The following is a 16,774-nucleotide window of genomic DNA, read 5'->3' as shown; positions in this document are numbered from 1 at the left end:
GACTTTAAGCCACCTAAATTTTCTAAACTCGCTGTCGCTCAGACAGTAGAAAATTCTTTACGGTGTTTTAAAGTCAGAAATAAAGAGCTTCTAGTTGTTTGTTCAATGCTTTCTACAATGCAAATCTCATACTATATGTTCAACATTAAAAATATCATCTATACCTTGTAAAGGAAGAAATTCAGAGAACTGAATTTCTAAAATATTTTAAGACTTGGCACATAAAAATCTTTTATGGCGACAGCCTGAGAGGTCACAAGGACTTATAAGAAATAAATGAAATGAACAATAAGATTTAACTTATAAATTAAAGATCGGGTAGTATGATGAAAGACTCTTAATATAAAATTAGGTGAATAATATTTTATAATTCATTGTTTTGAGGGTTTACCAGTCTTTTGATAAGTATTAATTTAAAAGAAACTTTCGCCAAAGCGAAATTTCTTCCTTCAGTCAGTAAGCATGAGTATCATTTTTAGTGTTGAACATAAGTATGGAATTTGCATTGTAGAAGGCATTGAATGAGCCTTAGAACGGCTTTATTTATAAATTTAAAATACCGTTAAGAGCCGCCTACTGTCTGAGCGACAGCGAGTTTAGGCGGCTTATGGATTTTAAATTTATAAATATTAGCCGTTTTTAGCGAAATGAACGCCTTCCTAGATGAAAATTCTATACGACCCAGAGCATTAAAAATGTCCCAAATTATCATATAAAATTTTCCGAAAGCATAACTATAATATTAGAAAAATCACAAGAATTATAAGGAGTTGAATTATGGAAATTAAGAGTGATATTGAAATAGTGACGGGAGTTTTGGGCTCAGGAAAAACCTCACTTATAAATGCACTACTTAATGTAAATTTAATACCTAAGGAAAAAGTTCTTATTTTACAAGAGGAAACAGGAGGAAGAGAAATTGAAAAAAGGTTTAGACAAAACAGTAATATAATAATTAGAAATATTTCTGCTGAAGAACCACTTACAAAGGAGTATTTTAAGTATCTAGTAAATTTACATCATCCTCATAGAGTTATAATTGAGATGGATGGAACAAAAAATCTCGAAGAAATGCTTAAAATATTAAATGGATCAGAAATGAAGAAAGTTAGTAAAATATCCACCATATATTATGTGGCTGAAGCTCAAAATTTTGAAAATTATTTAAAAAATAAGGATTCGTTTTTAATACCTTTATTAACTTATAGCAATTTAATTCTTTTAACCAAATGTGTACTTTTAAGAAAAGGTCAGTGGGAAAACATAAAGCTTGCTATAGAAGACATAAATCCAAAAGCCTTCATGTTAAGAGCAGACAGTATGGGAAGCATTGAAAGAGTACTTCAAGAATCTCATTTGATAGATAGAGGAATACTTAAGAAATTAAGATTTAAGCTTAATAAAATTCTATGTATTTAATGCAAGATTTAAATACTGTTATTTGAGAGGTTATTACAATGGAGAGATATTCTTATTTGACTATTAAAAATCTTATAAAGTTTATAGGAACCTTATTCATGCTATGGGCTTTGTGGATAATTTTTGTATTAAATGGAGAAGAACTTTTAGGACATGGGTCTAAAGATTTTTCTATGATATTTATAAGCATATTGCTAACAGCACTTCCATTTATGCTGTTAGTATCATTCATAACTGCATGTATTCAAGTTTTTTTTAACGAAAGCACAATTGTAAAAAAATTTTTCAAAGATAAAATAATTTTAGAGCATAATAGGCAGTCATTAAATACTTTTAAAGTATTGGAGGAAACTACTTATAAATTCATGCTTATAGGAAAATATTTAATATTTGGAGCTTTAATATATTCCTATTTATATCTACATTTTTAACAGTTTTAAATTTAACTATTAGTGATATTTTTAAGGTGATATTATGAAAAGATTTAATATGGAACATTTATTAAACTTTATAGTACTACTTAGTTTAGTGGTAGCGTTATTTTATTTGATTAAAACAGGAAATATAAACAACTTGTTACATCCTCATATGCAAAAGCTAATTTTAATATCTATAGGTGCTTTGATAATTCTTACGATAAATGAGTTTTTTAATATATTTTCAATGATTGAAAAGAAAAAATTAAGTATTATAGGATATGAAGTGTTTTTTGTAGCTATAATTATAGGAAGGTTTGCTTCAGTAGGTGATATGCATGTACATGAAAATACTAATAAAAATGTAATCTTAAATTTTACTGAAGCAAGTAACAATATTGAAAATGATATACATGAAAGTGTAAATGCTGAAGCTATAACAGGTGGAAGTATAATAATTGATGAAAAAAATTACTTATATATGATAGGAAAAATAAATGAGGAAAGAGATGTGTATAAGGGTAAGAATATAATTTTGGAAGGATTTATCTTTAAAAATGATAGTTTTAAAAATGATGAATTTATAACAGCACGATTTGTTATGAAATCTAGTGCTATAGATACTGATATAATAGGAATACTTTGTAAATATAAGGATTCTTCTAAATTTAAAATAAACGATTGGGTAAGAGTTGAAGGAACAATTGATTATGAAAAAACTTCTGAAGGAGACATAACTGTATTAAAGGTAAAGAAAGTTAATAAAGCAGAAAAACCACAAAATAGCTATATCTATTAACTTTTCTAATGAATTTATTTAACAAATTGTAAACCCTGTTGACTTTATAAATAGTCGAAATTATTATTAATATAGTCTTTGTTTTAAAAAATTATTGATGGGTGATTTTTTAAAGTAAAGACTTATCTATAAATCACGAGGTGAAGGGTTTGTTAAAAAAAATCGTGCAGTCTATAATGATCCTTGCTATTATGATAGTTTTACCTGGATGTACTAATAAGGCTGGGGTTAATGATGAAAACCAAGACTTAACAAAAAGCTCTGCCGGCAAAGTGCCTGTTGTAGTAACTTTTAACCCAATGAAAGAATTTGTAAAGGCAATTGGAAAGGATAAAGTAGAAATTAAGACTATGATACCTACTGGAATGGTTCCACATAATTTTAAGCCCCAAAAAGAAGATTTAAATGATTTAAAGACAGCAAAGTTATTTGTGTACAATGGAATGGGTATGGATGAATGGGTGGATGAAGCACTTAAAGACGTTAAGAATAAAGATTTAATTGTTGTGGAAGCATCAAAGGGAGTAGAAGCTCTAGAAAATCCTAGAACAAAAGCATTGGAGTACTATGGAAGTTATGATTCCCATACTTGGGTAAGTTTAAAAAATGCTCAAATAGCATCAAAAAATATAAAAGATGCATTAGTTAAAATAGATCCTAAAAATAAGGATTACTATGAGAAAAATTATGATGACTTTTTTACGGATTTAGATAATTTATATACAGAATATAAGCGTAGATTCTCGGAAACTAATAAGAAAGTAGTATTGACAGGACATCCGGCATTTGCATATCTATGCAGAGAGTTTGGTCTTGAACAAGTAAGTATAGAAAAGTTTACTACAAGCTCTAAGCTCTCAAAGGAAGAAATAAATAAATTATGTAAATACTTGAAGGATAATTCTATAAAGGTAGTTCTTTTAGAAAATGGGGCAAGTAGTGATATTGTAAATACCCTAGAGAGGGATGCTGGAGTTGAAGTTGCAAAAACATATTGTATGGAGAAAACAGAACCAGACAAAAGTTATATAGATAGCATGAGAATTAATTTGGATAATATATATAAGAGTTTAGCGAAGTAGGAAACTACTTCCATTTTTTATGTTATAATAAAATTGTAGTACTGGAATAGTGGGGGATTTGGCAATGAACTTTATATATATATTACTAGGTGTTTTATTACTAGCAGCACTAAGAGAATTCTATTTAATGATAAGGTTCTTTAGATATGATGGGATTAGAGTCAAGGTTAGTTTTTGGAGCAGTATAGGTAGAGAGAGTGCAAACATTATAATATACAGCTTTACAATATTAAATGTAAATAATGATGAAGACGGATGGATACTAATATGGTTATACTCTCAATTTATAGTATTAAGCATACTTGGTATATTTTCTAAAGGTTCCAAGATTATAATAAATGAAGAAGGGATAATTTATCAAGGGAAGATATATCCTTTTGAAAAAATGGAGTATTGTTATATAGATAAAACGAATAAATTAAAGTTTAAAGGTAAAAATTATAAAGATATAATAAAAACTACTTCAACCATAGAGTTTGATATAAACGAAGAGGATAAATACGAAATAAATTCCTTAATTAGAGGAGGAGTGAGAAGTACAAATGAGTCTATATAATAAACTTGTGAGAGATAAAGTACCTGAAGTATTGGAACAAGAAGGCAAAAAGTATGTGATACAATATGCGGAAAAGGAAAAAATGTTAGATCTATTAAAAGATAAGCTTAAAGAAGAAGCGAGAGAATTTTTCCAGGATGATAGTTTAGAGGGGCTTGCAGATATAGTTGAAGTAGTTTTTTCTTTAGCTAATGAACTTGGTTATTCAGAAGAAGAGGTTTTGGTTAAAAGAACTGAAAAAAGAGAAGAAAAGGGCGGATTTGAAGAGAGAATAGTACTTGAGAGAGTGTGCGAATAACAGTTAATATAAATAGTTAATATCTTAAAAAGTGCTTATTATAAATAATAATTATCAGACAATAAATAAGAACTTTAGATAAAAATCGGAGATAATCCGATTTTTTTATTTTATTACAAATGTTCGTTTTTTAGATATTTCAGGTTATTTATTTGCTAATTATATATTTATTTAATGAAATAGGAATTTAAAGCTTTTCGTATACATATAATTATATAAAAACAACAAGTGTTAGCTTATTAATAGAAAGGCAGGGGGATTAAACTATGCATATAAAGGATTTAATTGAGAAGCACGGAAGTAATTTAAGTCATCTTACTTTAGAAGACTTTAAGGATGTAGACTTTACTAAAACTTATAGAGACATAGTAGAAAACCATAAATATACAATAACTCATCTTCCTAATATACCAGAGCTTTTTCAAGTTATAAAGGATAAGAGCTTATATTTAGGGTATGTTCCAGGGGGAGATTATTCTAACTTTAATTTTGAAAATGTAAATTTAAATGGATGTACTTTTAATGAAAAAGCAATTTTACCTAGTGATTATGACTTATTCCAAAATATAAGATATAAGAGTCTAGAAGAAGTAACTTTACCACAGGGAGATTACTCCAATTATGACTTTACAGATATAAGCGTTTTTGGTACAACCTTTACTCCAGATTCTATAATTCCTAAGGATTTTTTTAGCAAGGTTTATAAGAAGAGTGTAAAATATACATTATTACCTTTAGCAGATTATACTAACTACGATTTTGAAGGAGCAAACTTAAATATGGCATTTTTTAGACAAGGATCTGTGCTTCCAGAAGAAATTAAAAAGTCAGCAGTAAACCTTTCATAGCTATTAAGCCTAGTTGCAAGCAACTAGGCTTTTATAAAATATTATTTAACGTATAATAGGTACTGTCATTAAATTTTTATTATCTATGTTTTCTAAAAACTCACAGGCTTCTTCAAAGGGCATAGGTTTGCTATAATAGTAGCCTTGAATTTCATCACATTTTTGTTTTTTAAGTAGTAACCATTGTTCTCTAGTTTCAACCCCTTCAGCAATTACTTTAAGTTTAAGATTTTTAGCAAGGGATATTATTGTATTTACAATGGATTTAGAATCCTCATCATTTACCATATCACGAATAAAGCATGCATCTATCTTTAAGGTGTTTATTTTAAAATGTTTTAAATATTGCAAGGAAGAAAAGCCTGTACCGAAGTCATCTAAAGAAATACTAACTCCCATTGAATGAAGCTTTCTAAGTATATTAATTGTAAGTGCTACATCTTGAACAGCTATGCTTTCTGTAATTTCAAGTTCAAGCCACTTTGAATCAAGTCCTGTTTCTTCTAATATTTTTTGTACTTTATGAGCAAAGTTAATATCAAGAAATTGCTTTACTGAAAGATTTACAGCAACTTTAATAGGTTTAATGCCTATGTCTTGAAGTGATTTATTTTGTCTGCAAGCTTCTCGTAGAACCCATTCTCCAACTTCAATAATAAGACCTGTTTCTTCAAGAATTGGTATAAACTTAGATGGTGGTATTATGCCAAGCAGTGGGTTATTCCATCTTAAAAGTGCTTCCATTCCTATTACATGGTCTGTGTTTAAAGATTGTTGAGGCTGATAGTAAAGTACAAATTCATTATTTTTAATTGCATGTCTAAGACTAATTTCGAGTTTTAAGTTCTCATTTAATTCCTGGTTCATTGAGATATTAAAGAACTTATATGAACTTAATCCAGAGTTGAGTTTTGCCCTATACATTGCCATATCAGCATTTCGTACAAGGGAAGAATAGTTATCTCCATCCTTTGGATAAACTGAAATTCCAATACTTACACCAATGTAAAATTCTTTGTTTTTAAACACAAATGGAGCAGATAAAGCAGTTATTATTTGATCTGCTATGATGGCTAAATCGTTTTCTTCACTTATATTAGGGATTAGTATTGTAAACTCATCGCCACCCATCCTAGAAAGCGTACCAAGTGAACCTATAGCTAAATTAATTCTCATTGAAACTAATCTTAAAAGCTCATCTCCAACATGATGTCCAAGGGTATCATTGACAATTTTAAATCTATTTAGATCTAAAAGCATAACACCAAAGGTCTTGTTTTCACTAGCAACAGCCTCATTAAATTTATCATTAAAGGCAATTCTATTTGGAAGTTTTGTTAAAGGGTCCTCATAAACCATAGTTTCAAGAGCATGTCTTGCTATATTTGCTTGATTAAATTTTTCCTTTAATTTATCTGAAGTTATTTTAAAGTTTTCAATTAAGGTAGTATACTCATGAACTAAACTTGGGTTCCAGTTTATAATTTCATTATTAAAAATTTTATTTGGTAGATTTGCAGTAGTAATAGTAAGTTCCTTTATAGGTTTTGTCAATGCCTTAGAAGCTGTTAAGGCTAGTACAAGTCCTAAAATAATTAAAAGTACTATAATAGATAAGGTTTGAATAAAGAAGAATTCCATTCGTTCATAATAAGGCTTAAAGGGTGTTTCTATAATAACTCTAAAATTATTATGATCAGAAGTGAGTTTTATTTCTTTAATAACTAAAGAGTATTTCCACCTATACATGGGAGATAAATTTTTATATGTAGGAAATAATAAGAATCCGCAGCTCGTAAAAGGTATGTTAGAATTTTCATATCCTGAAATAGTATATTTACCTGAAGAATTTCTATTAGGATTGCTAATAGATATAATTTTATAATTATCATCGGTTAGAATTACAGATTGATTATTACCAAAATAGTCGGTATTTATAGCTTCATAAAATGAATTAATATTTACAGATTTTGAAATTATAAAATCCGCTCTCTTATTTATCTTATATTCCAAATCTTGCATTGTATCATTAAGTTTAATTTTATAAATTATAGTGGTAAGAATTATAGAAGGAATCAAAATGCAGCCTATCACTATATTAAAAAATATTCGACTTACTGGTATCAATGAATTTTTGGTACATTTTGTAACTTTTCTTTTGAGTTGAAAATGAGTTAAAATTATACTTGCAAAAAATGAATTTAATATACCATTTATGATTGCTTTAAGATAAATTATAATCATATGAGAAGGCTCTGTATTAAATATAAATTTTGAAAAAATTGCAGATATAGGTGCACCAATAAAGACCCAAAATATAAAATCGCTAACTATTAAATACTTATTCCGCTTTTGTAATAGAAAAACTATAAGTATTTCTAAAGGAAATATGATAAGCGAGTCCCATCTATTCAATAAAGTATAGTTATGCAAACTTGCTATTATACTTATAACAATAGCAGGCATAGGTCCATATATGTCCATAATCAAAAATACAGCTATACTTCCGAAAAAAACATATATTCCTAAAAAGAAACTTACTGCGAAATAATTTAACGCAATAGCAAAAGTGGATAAAATTAAGAAATAAATTATTGGTTTTTTATTATTAATCAAATCTTTGATGTATAACAATTTTACCTACCCCTAAAATCTATAATAATGGCTTAATATCTATGCATGACTTACAAAAATCTTTGATTTTGTTATAAATCAACACATCTCAATTTATTGAGATGTTTCCTTGCATGATTTGCAAAAATCTTTGATTTTGTTGAAAATCAGCACATCTCAATTCATTGAGATGTTTCCTTATTAATGTTATAACATATTATGAAATTTTTAGGAAGCTATTTTACATATAATAGAAGTCTTAATTTGTATAATTTATGAAAATTTACACTTTAATTATAAAGCATAAAATAAGGCGCCTTATTATTATTCGATGAATCCCTTAATTTGCATCAGCTCAGTATTCTTAAACAATGCCATACCAGTTTTCATTTTTTTAAAGCCTAAACTTTCATAAAATCTTTCTTTACCAATAGCTGCATATAATATGAAATTACACTGAGGAATAGCTGCTATGATATGTTGAATAATCATTTTGCCAATGCCTTTTCCTTGATATTCAGGAATTACTGCCACATCATAAATTCCAGCTTGATAAGCTCCATCAGAAATAGCTCTTCCAAAACCAACTAGCTTATCATCATCATAAACAAATACTACAGTATAACTATTTTCAAATGCTCTTTTATGAACTTCTGCATCAAAATAGCCCATTCCAGTTTCCTTTAAAATTTTAGGTACTAAATCCCAACTTATATTTGATAAGTCATGGGTGATTCTTAAGTTCATTATAAAATTCCTCCAGTAAAGTTTTATTTAAATAATATTATAAAGTTTTATTTAAATAATATTATATAGAAATTAAAAGGAAAATGCGACATTTTTAATGTTGAACGGGTCGTATGAAATTTGCATTTAGGAAAGCTTCGCTTCGCAAAAAAGCTCTAATATTTCTTCCTTTTAAGGCGCCTAAGCCTTCTAAACTCGCTATCGCTCAGACAGTAGAAGGCTCTATACGGCACCTTAAAATCAGAAATAAAGAGCTTTTAGTTGCTTGTTCAATGCTTTCTACAATGCAAATTCCATACTTATGTTCAACATTAAAAATATCACTCATACTTACTGACTGAAGGAAGAAATTTCGTTTTGGCGAAATTTCCTTTTAAATTGATACTTATCAAAGGGCTGATAAGCCCTCAAACCGGTAGGGCGGAAAATATTAATCATACAATTTTATATTAAGAATCTTTTATCATACTCTCATATCCTTAACTTATAAATTAAATTTTTCTATTCATTTTATTTATTGCTATATGTTCATGTAATCTCACGGGCTACCGCCCTAAAAGATTTTTATGTACCAAGTCTTAAAATATTTTAGAAATTCAGTCCACTAAATTTCCTCCTTTAGCAGGTATAGGTGATATTTTTAATGTTGAATATATAGTATGAGATTTGCATTGTAGAAGGCTTTGAACGAGCATTAGAAGCTCTTTATTTCTGAATTTAAAGCAACGTTAAAAACTTTTTACTGTCTGAGCGACAGCGAGTTTAAAAAGTTTAGGTGATTTAAATTCAGGAATATTAGAGCTTCTTTGTGCAGTGAACGCCTTCTTAAATGCAAATCTCATACGGTAGGTTCAACATTACTTTAAAATGTCGTAATATTTCTATATTGTTTACGAAGACAATAGCTTGGGGTAAACTATATAATAATAAAGAATTAAATTACAGCTTGGCGGTGTAAAGTATGGATTTTAAAGAATATATTGATAACATAGATATATTTAAAGAAATAAATAAAGAAGCTTGGAAAGCTTTGACAGAAAGAGCTAGTATAGTGAAGCTTAAAAAGGGTGAAAATCTCTTTATGGAAAAAACAGAAGTTACTAATATATATATTGTAGCAGAAGGGAATGTAGTGCTTTATAGATTATCTGAAGGTGGACAAAAAAAGATAGTATATATATTAGGAAAGAATTATGTAATAAATGAAGTTATAATGGATGGAAAGTTTGCGTCAATTAGTGCAGATGCCTATGGAGCTTCGTTAATTTTATCAATCCCTAGAGAGGATTTTTTAAAAGCGATGAGTATTGACTGGAATTTTAATTATAAGATAATATGTTCTATGTCTAAAAAAATAAGAAGGCTTTATAGACAGCTTAAAAATACAGTTCCTTTAAAAATAGAAAGAAGAGTGGCAGCAAAGCTTTGGAAATTATCTAAAGACTATGGCAAAACCGTTAAAGAAGGAGAAGAAATATCTTTAAATATTACTGTAAATGATATAGCAGAAATGCTTGGAAGCTCTAGAGAAACTATATCTAGAGCAATCAAAGAACTCAAGGAAAATGATCTTATAATAAATGAAAAGAGAAAGATAATAATTAAAGATAGAAAAAAGCTGGCGGAGTTTTTTAAGAGGTAGAAAAAATGCAAAGCATTTTTTCTACTACATTTCATTGAGCATCCATATTGAAAAATTCAAAATTCCTGCAAAGGATACCCAAAGTATATATGGAATTAAAAGATAGGCTGATATTTTATCATGTCTAGCAAATTCAAAAGTAGTTAAAAGAATGAATACAAGCATTACAAGTAATTCTATAAAGGCAAGTCCATAAAGGTTAAATCTAAAAAATATAATTGGCCAAAGTAAGTTTAAGCCAAATTGAATGAAATAATATACAAGTCCCCGTGTAACATCTTTGCCTTGTTTTCTTAGTAGTAATATTCTATAAAGAGCAATGGACATTAATAAATATAGTATGGGCCATACTATGCCAAAAACCCATCCAGGAGGGGAAAATGCTGGCTTTATTAGGTTTGCATAATTTTGCCTATTTGACATTCCTAGAAATCCAGATAAGGCACCAGCTGCTTCTGTTAAAACTATAATAATGATCAATAGCGGAATATTTTTTTTGCCATTGACTTTAAATATATTTGTCATTGTAACTACTCCTTTCAATGCTTACCAATATAAATATATTCCTTAGATTTTGGTTTATGTTATAAGGCAGTTTTTATGTGAATAAAAAGTTTGAACATATACTGACCTTAAGTTATTTTACTATTGAAAATGTAAAGTATGTGATAAAAGTCACATACTTTTTTATTTTTATAACTTAAAATCATAAATATAAGTTAATTAGAGAGGAGTTTTATCATGTTTAGTGAAGAAATTAACAAAGTTGGTAATGCAGGAGAGGCAAAAGCAAAGTTATTAAAAAGCAATCCTTTTGGTTATACAATATCATCAGCACTAGCTGGAATTTATGTAGGAATTGGTATAATACTTATCTTTACAGTAGGTGGAATTTTTAATGCGGCAAATTCACCAGCTACAAAAGTTTTAATGGGAGTTTCTTTTGGAATTGCCTTAAGCCTTGTAATAATGGCAGGATCAGAATTATTCACAGGTAACAACATGGTTATGACAGTATCTTCTTTAGATAAAAAGACAACTTGGGGAGAGACCTTAAAGGTTTGGATTGTATCATATGTTGGGAATTTCATAGGTTCAGCACTTTTAGCACTTATGTATGTACAAAGTGGACTTGCAACAGGACCTGTTGGAAACTTTATAGCAAAAACTACTGAAACAAAAATGAATTTACCTTGGGATCAATTATTATACAGGGGAATACTTTGTAACTTGCTAGTATGTTTAGCGGTTTGGTGTTCTTTTAAAATGAAAGAAGAAGTTGGAAAATTAATTATGATATTTTGGTGTCTATTTGCATTTATAACATCAGGTTTTGAGCACTCAGTAGCAAATATGACATTACTTTCAATAGGACTTTTAATTCCACACAGTGGAGCAGTGACATTAGGTGGGCTTTTCCACAATCTTATATTTGTATCAATAGGAAATATGATAGGTGGAATAGTTTTTGTAGCGCTTACGTATTTTAATATAGCAAAACAAAGAAAGTAAGAGGTGGAGATAATGGGATTAAAGATTAGAAGACAAGATTTTAACAATGTTATACAAAATTTATCAAAAGAATATAAAGTTTATGCTCCAGTAACTTTAGTGGGTAAAGGAAACTTTTCAGATACAGATTCTATAAGATATGAAGAAGTTAAAGATGGAGAAAAGATAAATTTAGTAGATAAATCGCATTTTTCATATAAGGAAGTTATACTTCCAACAACTCAAACATTATTTTATTTCACTGAAGATCAGTGGATGGAACCTAAAATAGATGATAAAAAGATATTAGTATTTTTGAGAAGCTGCGATATGCATGGTGTAAAAAGAGTTGACCAAATCTACTTAAAAAATGGCGCAGAAGACCCATATTATAAGGCATTAAGAGAGAAAGTAAAATTTATTTTAATAGGATGTGAAAATTCCTTTGAAAATTGTTTCTGTGCATCCATGGGTACTAATAAGACAAATGATTATGATATGGCAGTAAATGACAAGGGCGACTACATTGAAATCGATATAAAGGATAATAATCTTTCAGTATACTTTGAAGGAGCAGAAGGAGAAGCTTCAGATATTACTCCAGCTTATGTAGAAGATAATGATATAAATGTAAATATTCCTGATGGAAATAAGATAGATCTTGGAGAAGTTACTAAATTGCCATTGTGGAATGAATATAATGCAAGATGTATAGCTTGTGGAAAATGCAACTTTGTTTGCCCAACTTGTACATGTAACTCAATGCAGGATATATTCTACAGAGACAACAAAAATGCAGGAGAAAGAAGAAGGGTTTGGGCATCTTGTCAAGTAGACGGTTACACAACTATGGCAGGTGGACATGGATTTAGACAAGATAAGGGACAAAGAATGAGATTTAAAGTTCTTCATAAGGTTTATGATTTTAATAAGAGATTTGGATATCATATGTGTGTAGGATGCGGAAGATGTGACGATGCATGTCCACAATATATATCATTCTCAAATTGCGTAAATAAATTAACTGATGCATTAGAAGGAGGAAAGGCTCATGAATAATCCATACATTCCTTTTAAGTCTGAAATATTAGATATAAAGAAACATACTGACATAGAATATACATTTAGAATGGAATACAAAGGAGAAGTTAAGGTAAAGCCTGGCCAGTTCTTTGAAGTTTCCATTCCAAAGTACGGTGAAGCTCCAATATCTGTTTGCGGAATAGGAGACGGCTACGTAGATTTGACTATAAGAAGAGTTGGAGTAGTTACAGATGAAGTACACAAGTACGAAGTAGGCCAAAGCTTCTTTATGAGAGGACCTTATGGTAATGGATTTGATGTAAACAACTTCAAAGATAAGGATTTAGTTATAGTTGTGGGGGGGACAGCACTTGCTCCTGTTAAAGGAGTTATAGACTATTTCCACAAAAACAGAGAAGAGTGTGGAAACTTTAGTTTAATAGCAGGATTTAAAAATGTAGATAGCGTACTATTTAAAGATGACATAGAAGCATGGAAGAATAGCATAGATGTAACAATTACTGTAGACTCTGCAGAAGAAGGATACAAAGGAAAGGTTGGACTTGTTACAAAGTATATACCGCTTTTAAATTTAAAAGACAAAGAAAATGCTCAGTTTATAGTTGTAGGACCACCTGTAATGATGAAATTTGCAGTGGCAGAGGTTTTAAAACTTGGAATCGAAGAAAAAAATATTTGGATTTCTCAAGAAAGAAAAATGTGCTGCGGACTTGGAAAATGTGGACACTGTAAAATTGGAGAAACTTATATTTGTTTAGATGGCCCTGTATTTAATTATACAGAAGGCAAAAAGCTTATAGATTAGGAGGGGGATTAACTATGGATATAAATACCAAAGCTTTAAAGAAAAATGCCTTTAGAGTAACTAAAGAAAGAAATAAAACAGCTTTAAGAGTGAGAGTGCCAGGGGGACATCTTCCTTCAAAAGTTCTACCTGTAATATATGAAATAGCTGAAAAGTATGGAAATGGAAATGTACATGTGACTATTAGACAGGGTTTTGAAATACCAGGAATTGATTTTGATAAGATGGATGAAGTAAATAAATTGATTCAACCTGTAATAGATGAACTTGACATAAATCAAAATGATAAGGAAAAGGGATATTCAGCTGCAGGTACTAGAAATGTATCCGCTTGTGTGGGAAATAAGGTATGTCCTTTTGCAAATTATGATACTTCAAAGTTTGCAGCAAAAATAGAAAAGGCAATATTTCCAAATGATTATCATGTTAAAATTGCATTAACAGGATGTCCAAATGATTGTATAAAGGCAAGAATGCAGGACTTTGGAATAATGGGTATGACAATGCCTCAGTATGATGCTCACAGATGTATATCCTGTGGACGATGCGTAACTAACTGCAAAAACAGAGTAACAGGAGCTTTAAAACTTGAAAATTTTAAGGTTGAAAGAGATCATGAGAAGTGTTTAGGCTGCGGCGAATGTGTAGTAAAATGCCCAAATAATGCATGGACAAGAAGTGATGAAAAATATTATAAACTTGCTATCATGGGTAGAACAGGAAAGAAAAATCCACGTCTTGCAGAAGATTTTATAACATGGGTGGATGAAGAAAGCATAATAAAAATTATATTAAATACTTATGATTATATTAATGAATATATAGATAAAGATGCCCCAGAAGGCAAAGAACACATAGGGTACATTGTAGACAGAACAGGTTATGAAGAGTTTAAGAAATGGGCTCTTAAGGACGTAAAATTGCCTAAGATTGCTGAAGTTGCAGATAATATTTACTGGAGCGGAATTAAGTACGGCAAATAATAGATATAATTTCAGAAAGGAATTCAAATTTGGATTCCTTTTTTACTTTAAAAACGTTTTTTCTATAATTTTAGGGTACACTAATATTGAGGTGGTGCCTGATGAAATTGATTAAAAAGATTATAGCAATTTTAGCTATTTTATTAATATTTCCAGTAAATGCTTTTGCTAAGGATTATAATGATATAGAGATTTATGATATAAAAAAAGATAAATTAATAAAAACAGTCCATTCCAGTAGTGAAATTCAAAATCTAGTCATAAATTACCTTCAAGGAATAGATGGAATATATGCAAAACTAAATCCCATACCAAAGGAAGGATATGCAATTAAAATCTCGTTAGATTCTCCATTAATACTACAAAATGAATGGATAAATAGAATAGTTGATGAAGCAATTATAGTACTTCCAAAGGAGGAAGAACCTAAGGCATTTTTTATTATATTTGAAGAAGAAGATAAATTAATGTGTTTTACTTTCAAGGGAGATGTGGAAATGCTGCTGAAAAAGCTAAAATTTCTTCCTTCAGTCAGTAAGTCTGAGTGATATTTTTAATGTTGAGAAAAGCATAAAATTTTCGCTAAAGCGAAATTCTTTCCTTAAGTCGGTAAGTTTAAATGATATTTTTAATGTTGAACATAAGTATGGCATTTGCATTGTAGAAAGCATTGAACAAGCAGATAGTAGAAACATCTCATTATCTGAGATGTACTGATTTATAACGAAATCAAAGAATTTCTATAAATCATGCAGCTCTTTATTTCTGAATCTAAAACACCGTTAAGAATTTTCTACTGTCTGAGCGACAGCGAGTTTAGAAAATTTAGGTGGTTTAAAGTCAGAAATATTAGAGCTTCTTTGCGCAGTGAACCGCTTTCCTAAATGCAAATGCCATGCTAACCGTTCAACATTAAAAATGTCGTGCTATTCAACCCAAATAAGTGGAATCAAGCTAAGCGATAAGCCAATTCCAAGTATTACACGTATATAAAGGGCAAGTTTTAAGTCATTTCTTTTCCAAACTAAGTGTGCGAATGGCCAGTAAAAAAGTAAATTACTAAAAAGTTGCCATGGAGTATGAAAATGGTACATACAAGATAATATAGCGCTTATAAAAGGGGAAGTAGATTCATATTCAGAAATCCTAGGGAGTAGGTATCCCCTAAAATATAATTCTTCTATCAAAGGTGCAATAATCCCTAGTACGATAAAGGAAAGCACTAATGTAACTATTAAAGCATTGCTAGGATATTTTGGAGCATTATATATAATGTCATTTACATTAAACCATTCAGGTAAAAAAGAAAAAAGTTTATTTATGATTATTGGATCTATTACAAGTCCTATAAAGCCAAGGCATACAGCTCCCCAGATTACTAAAGCAGGTACTAATAAAAGATATTCATCCAAGCATAAATTGCTTTTAAAATCGAATAATCCTTTTAAGGACATTTCACCATTAATTTGTTCACTTTGATAAAGTAAATATCCAAGTTCAAAGGGAAGGGATGTACAAATCATAGCAAGTATAAAAGCAAACATGGATGGAAAGCCATAGGCTACTGCAATAGGAGCAGTAAGACAGTAAAAAGTAAGTGCAAGTAATCCTGGGAATAAGTGCAAAAATATTGATTTTAAAATAGAATGTTGTTCTACAGTTTTACTATTTGAAGTTTCTTGAGACATAAAATCCCTCCTTAAACATTGAAGAAATACTTATTATTTTTCTGAAGGAGAAATTACAGGGTTTCCTTCTCTATCTAAAAGGACAGTAAGTCCACCAGCATATCCATCGTAGGTAAACAAATAATTTACTCCTGTTTTCTTATCAACTATTACCTTATATCCTGAAAGCTTTCCCTGTTTGTAAGCTATCTGAAACCTATCTTCACCTTTATTAAACATAAAATTTCCCCCTTAATTTTATCCTCTTTCTATATATACTAATTGACCTATATGTAATATCACTAATAAAAAAATTTCTTTGTATAATTTATTAAGTTGTTTAAAATAAAATAGTATAATAAAA

19 protein-coding genes are annotated in these 16,774 nt (G+C 29.5%); 14 read left to right on the top strand and 5 right to left on the bottom strand.

Features of this window, described 5'->3' with window-relative positions; all coding sequences use genetic code 11:
- Window positions 1-777 precede the first annotated feature (777 nt).
- The 7 genes from CRN98_RS14435 to CRN98_RS14405 all read left to right on the top strand — a co-directional run bounded on the left by CRN98_RS14435 (window position 778) and on the right by CRN98_RS14405 (window position 5,418).
- A complete protein-coding gene (locus CRN98_RS14435; protein WP_097028132.1) occupies window positions 778-1,419 on the top strand; it encodes a GTP-binding protein in 642 nt (213 codons plus the stop codon).
- A gap of 38 nt (window positions 1,420-1,457) precedes the next feature.
- Window positions 1,458-1,850 carry a hypothetical protein gene (locus CRN98_RS14430; protein ID WP_097028131.1) on the top strand — a complete coding sequence of 131 codons (393 nt, stop codon included), beginning with the start codon at window positions 1,458-1,460 and terminating at the stop codon, window positions 1,848-1,850.
- 43 nt (window positions 1,851-1,893) lie between these two features.
- The gene (locus tag CRN98_RS14425; RefSeq protein WP_097028130.1) at window positions 1,894-2,634 is read left to right on the top strand and encodes a TIGR03943 family putative permease subunit; all 741 of its coding nucleotides are present in this window, start codon (window positions 1,894-1,896) and stop codon (window positions 2,632-2,634) included.
- A gap of 149 nt (window positions 2,635-2,783) precedes the next feature.
- Entirely contained in the window at window positions 2,784-3,716 is a 933-nt protein-coding gene (locus CRN98_RS14420) for a metal ABC transporter solute-binding protein, Zn/Mn family (RefSeq protein WP_097028129.1), read from the top strand.
- Between the two features lie 64 nt (window positions 3,717-3,780).
- Complete coding sequence (locus CRN98_RS14415) at window positions 3,781-4,272, top strand: hypothetical protein (protein WP_097028128.1); 492 nt, start codon at window positions 3,781-3,783, stop codon at window positions 4,270-4,272.
- The gene (locus CRN98_RS14410) at window positions 4,259-4,570 is read left to right on the top strand and encodes a nucleoside triphosphate pyrophosphohydrolase (RefSeq protein ID WP_097028127.1); all 312 of its coding nucleotides are present in this window, start codon (window positions 4,259-4,261) and stop codon (window positions 4,568-4,570) included. The genes CRN98_RS14415 and CRN98_RS14410 overlap by 14 nt, the downstream gene beginning before the upstream one ends.
- Window positions 4,571-4,836: 266 nt before the next feature.
- On the top strand, window positions 4,837-5,418 hold the full coding sequence (locus tag CRN98_RS14405; protein WP_097028126.1) for a hypothetical protein: 582 nt from the start codon (window positions 4,837-4,839) through the stop codon (window positions 5,416-5,418).
- A 45-nt stretch (window positions 5,419-5,463) separates the two neighbouring features.
- On the opposite strand, the gene CRN98_RS14400 is transcribed toward CRN98_RS14405, so the two are convergent.
- Together CRN98_RS14400 and CRN98_RS14395 are read right to left on the bottom strand one after the other, a co-directional pair.
- Entirely contained in the window at window positions 5,464-8,052 is a 2,589-nt protein-coding gene (locus tag CRN98_RS14400; protein WP_097028125.1) for a putative bifunctional diguanylate cyclase/phosphodiesterase, read from the bottom strand.
- Between the two features lie 303 nt (window positions 8,053-8,355).
- A complete protein-coding gene (locus CRN98_RS14395) occupies window positions 8,356-8,778 on the bottom strand; it encodes a GNAT family N-acetyltransferase (RefSeq protein ID WP_097028124.1) in 423 nt (140 codons plus the stop codon).
- Window positions 8,779-8,891: 113 nt separating this feature from the next.
- On the opposite strand from CRN98_RS14395, the gene CRN98_RS17505 reads away from it, so the two are divergent.
- Both CRN98_RS17505 and CRN98_RS14390 read left to right on the top strand, forming a co-directional pair.
- On the top strand, window positions 8,892-9,119 hold the full coding sequence (locus CRN98_RS17505) for a hypothetical protein (RefSeq protein ID WP_143331307.1): 228 nt from the start codon (window positions 8,892-8,894) through the stop codon (window positions 9,117-9,119).
- 620 nt (window positions 9,120-9,739) lie between these two features.
- On the top strand, window positions 9,740-10,420 hold the full coding sequence (locus CRN98_RS14390; protein ID WP_097028123.1) for a Crp/Fnr family transcriptional regulator: 681 nt from the start codon (window positions 9,740-9,742) through the stop codon (window positions 10,418-10,420).
- Window positions 10,421-10,444: 24 nt separating this feature from the next.
- Here the strand turns inward: CRN98_RS14390 and CRN98_RS14385 are convergent, their stop codons facing one another.
- Window positions 10,445-10,945, bottom strand: a complete 501-nt coding sequence (locus CRN98_RS14385; protein ID WP_097028122.1) for a TspO/MBR family protein — start codon at window positions 10,943-10,945, stop codon at window positions 10,445-10,447.
- Window positions 10,946-11,161: 216 nt separating this feature from the next.
- Between CRN98_RS14385 and CRN98_RS14380 the strand changes: the two genes are divergently transcribed.
- The 5 genes from CRN98_RS14380 (at window position 11,162) to CRN98_RS14360 (ending at window position 15,291) form a co-directional block, all read left to right on the top strand.
- Entirely contained in the window at window positions 11,162-11,932 is a 771-nt protein-coding gene (locus CRN98_RS14380) for a formate/nitrite transporter family protein (protein ID WP_097028121.1), read from the top strand.
- Between the two features lie 12 nt (window positions 11,933-11,944).
- On the top strand, window positions 11,945-12,970 hold the full coding sequence (gene asrA, locus CRN98_RS14375; RefSeq protein WP_097028120.1) for an anaerobic sulfite reductase subunit AsrA: 1,026 nt from the start codon (window positions 11,945-11,947) through the stop codon (window positions 12,968-12,970).
- Entirely contained in the window at window positions 12,963-13,760 is a 798-nt protein-coding gene (gene asrB, locus CRN98_RS14370; protein WP_097028119.1) for an anaerobic sulfite reductase subunit AsrB, read from the top strand. The genes asrA and asrB overlap by 8 nt, the downstream gene beginning before the upstream one ends.
- Window positions 13,761-13,774: 14 nt before the next feature.
- The gene (gene asrC / locus CRN98_RS14365) at window positions 13,775-14,743 is read left to right on the top strand and encodes a sulfite reductase subunit C (RefSeq protein ID WP_097028118.1); all 969 of its coding nucleotides are present in this window, start codon (window positions 13,775-13,777) and stop codon (window positions 14,741-14,743) included.
- A 101-nt stretch (window positions 14,744-14,844) separates the two neighbouring features.
- On the top strand, window positions 14,845-15,291 hold the full coding sequence (locus CRN98_RS14360) for a hypothetical protein (RefSeq protein WP_097028117.1): 447 nt from the start codon (window positions 14,845-14,847) through the stop codon (window positions 15,289-15,291).
- A 378-nt stretch (window positions 15,292-15,669) separates the two neighbouring features.
- Here CRN98_RS14360 and CRN98_RS14355 read toward each other — a convergent pair whose 3' ends face one another.
- Together CRN98_RS14355 and CRN98_RS14350 are read right to left on the bottom strand one after the other, a co-directional pair.
- Window positions 15,670-16,431: a CPBP family intramembrane glutamic endopeptidase gene (locus CRN98_RS14355; protein WP_097028116.1), complete on the bottom strand. Its 762-nt coding sequence runs from the start codon at window positions 16,429-16,431 to the stop codon at window positions 15,670-15,672.
- A gap of 33 nt (window positions 16,432-16,464) precedes the next feature.
- Complete coding sequence (locus CRN98_RS14350; protein WP_097028115.1) at window positions 16,465-16,650, bottom strand: DUF6440 family protein; 186 nt, start codon at window positions 16,648-16,650, stop codon at window positions 16,465-16,467.
- Window positions 16,651-16,774: the final 124 nt, after the last annotated feature.

Origin of the sequence: Clostridium peptidivorans, from assembly GCF_900205925.1 — a bacterium.
Lineage (GTDB): Bacteria > Bacillota > Clostridia > Clostridiales > Clostridiaceae > Clostridium_AK > Clostridium_AK peptidivorans.
Note: the sequence above shows the minus strand (reverse complement) of the source record. Positions and strands in the feature narration are given on the sequence as shown.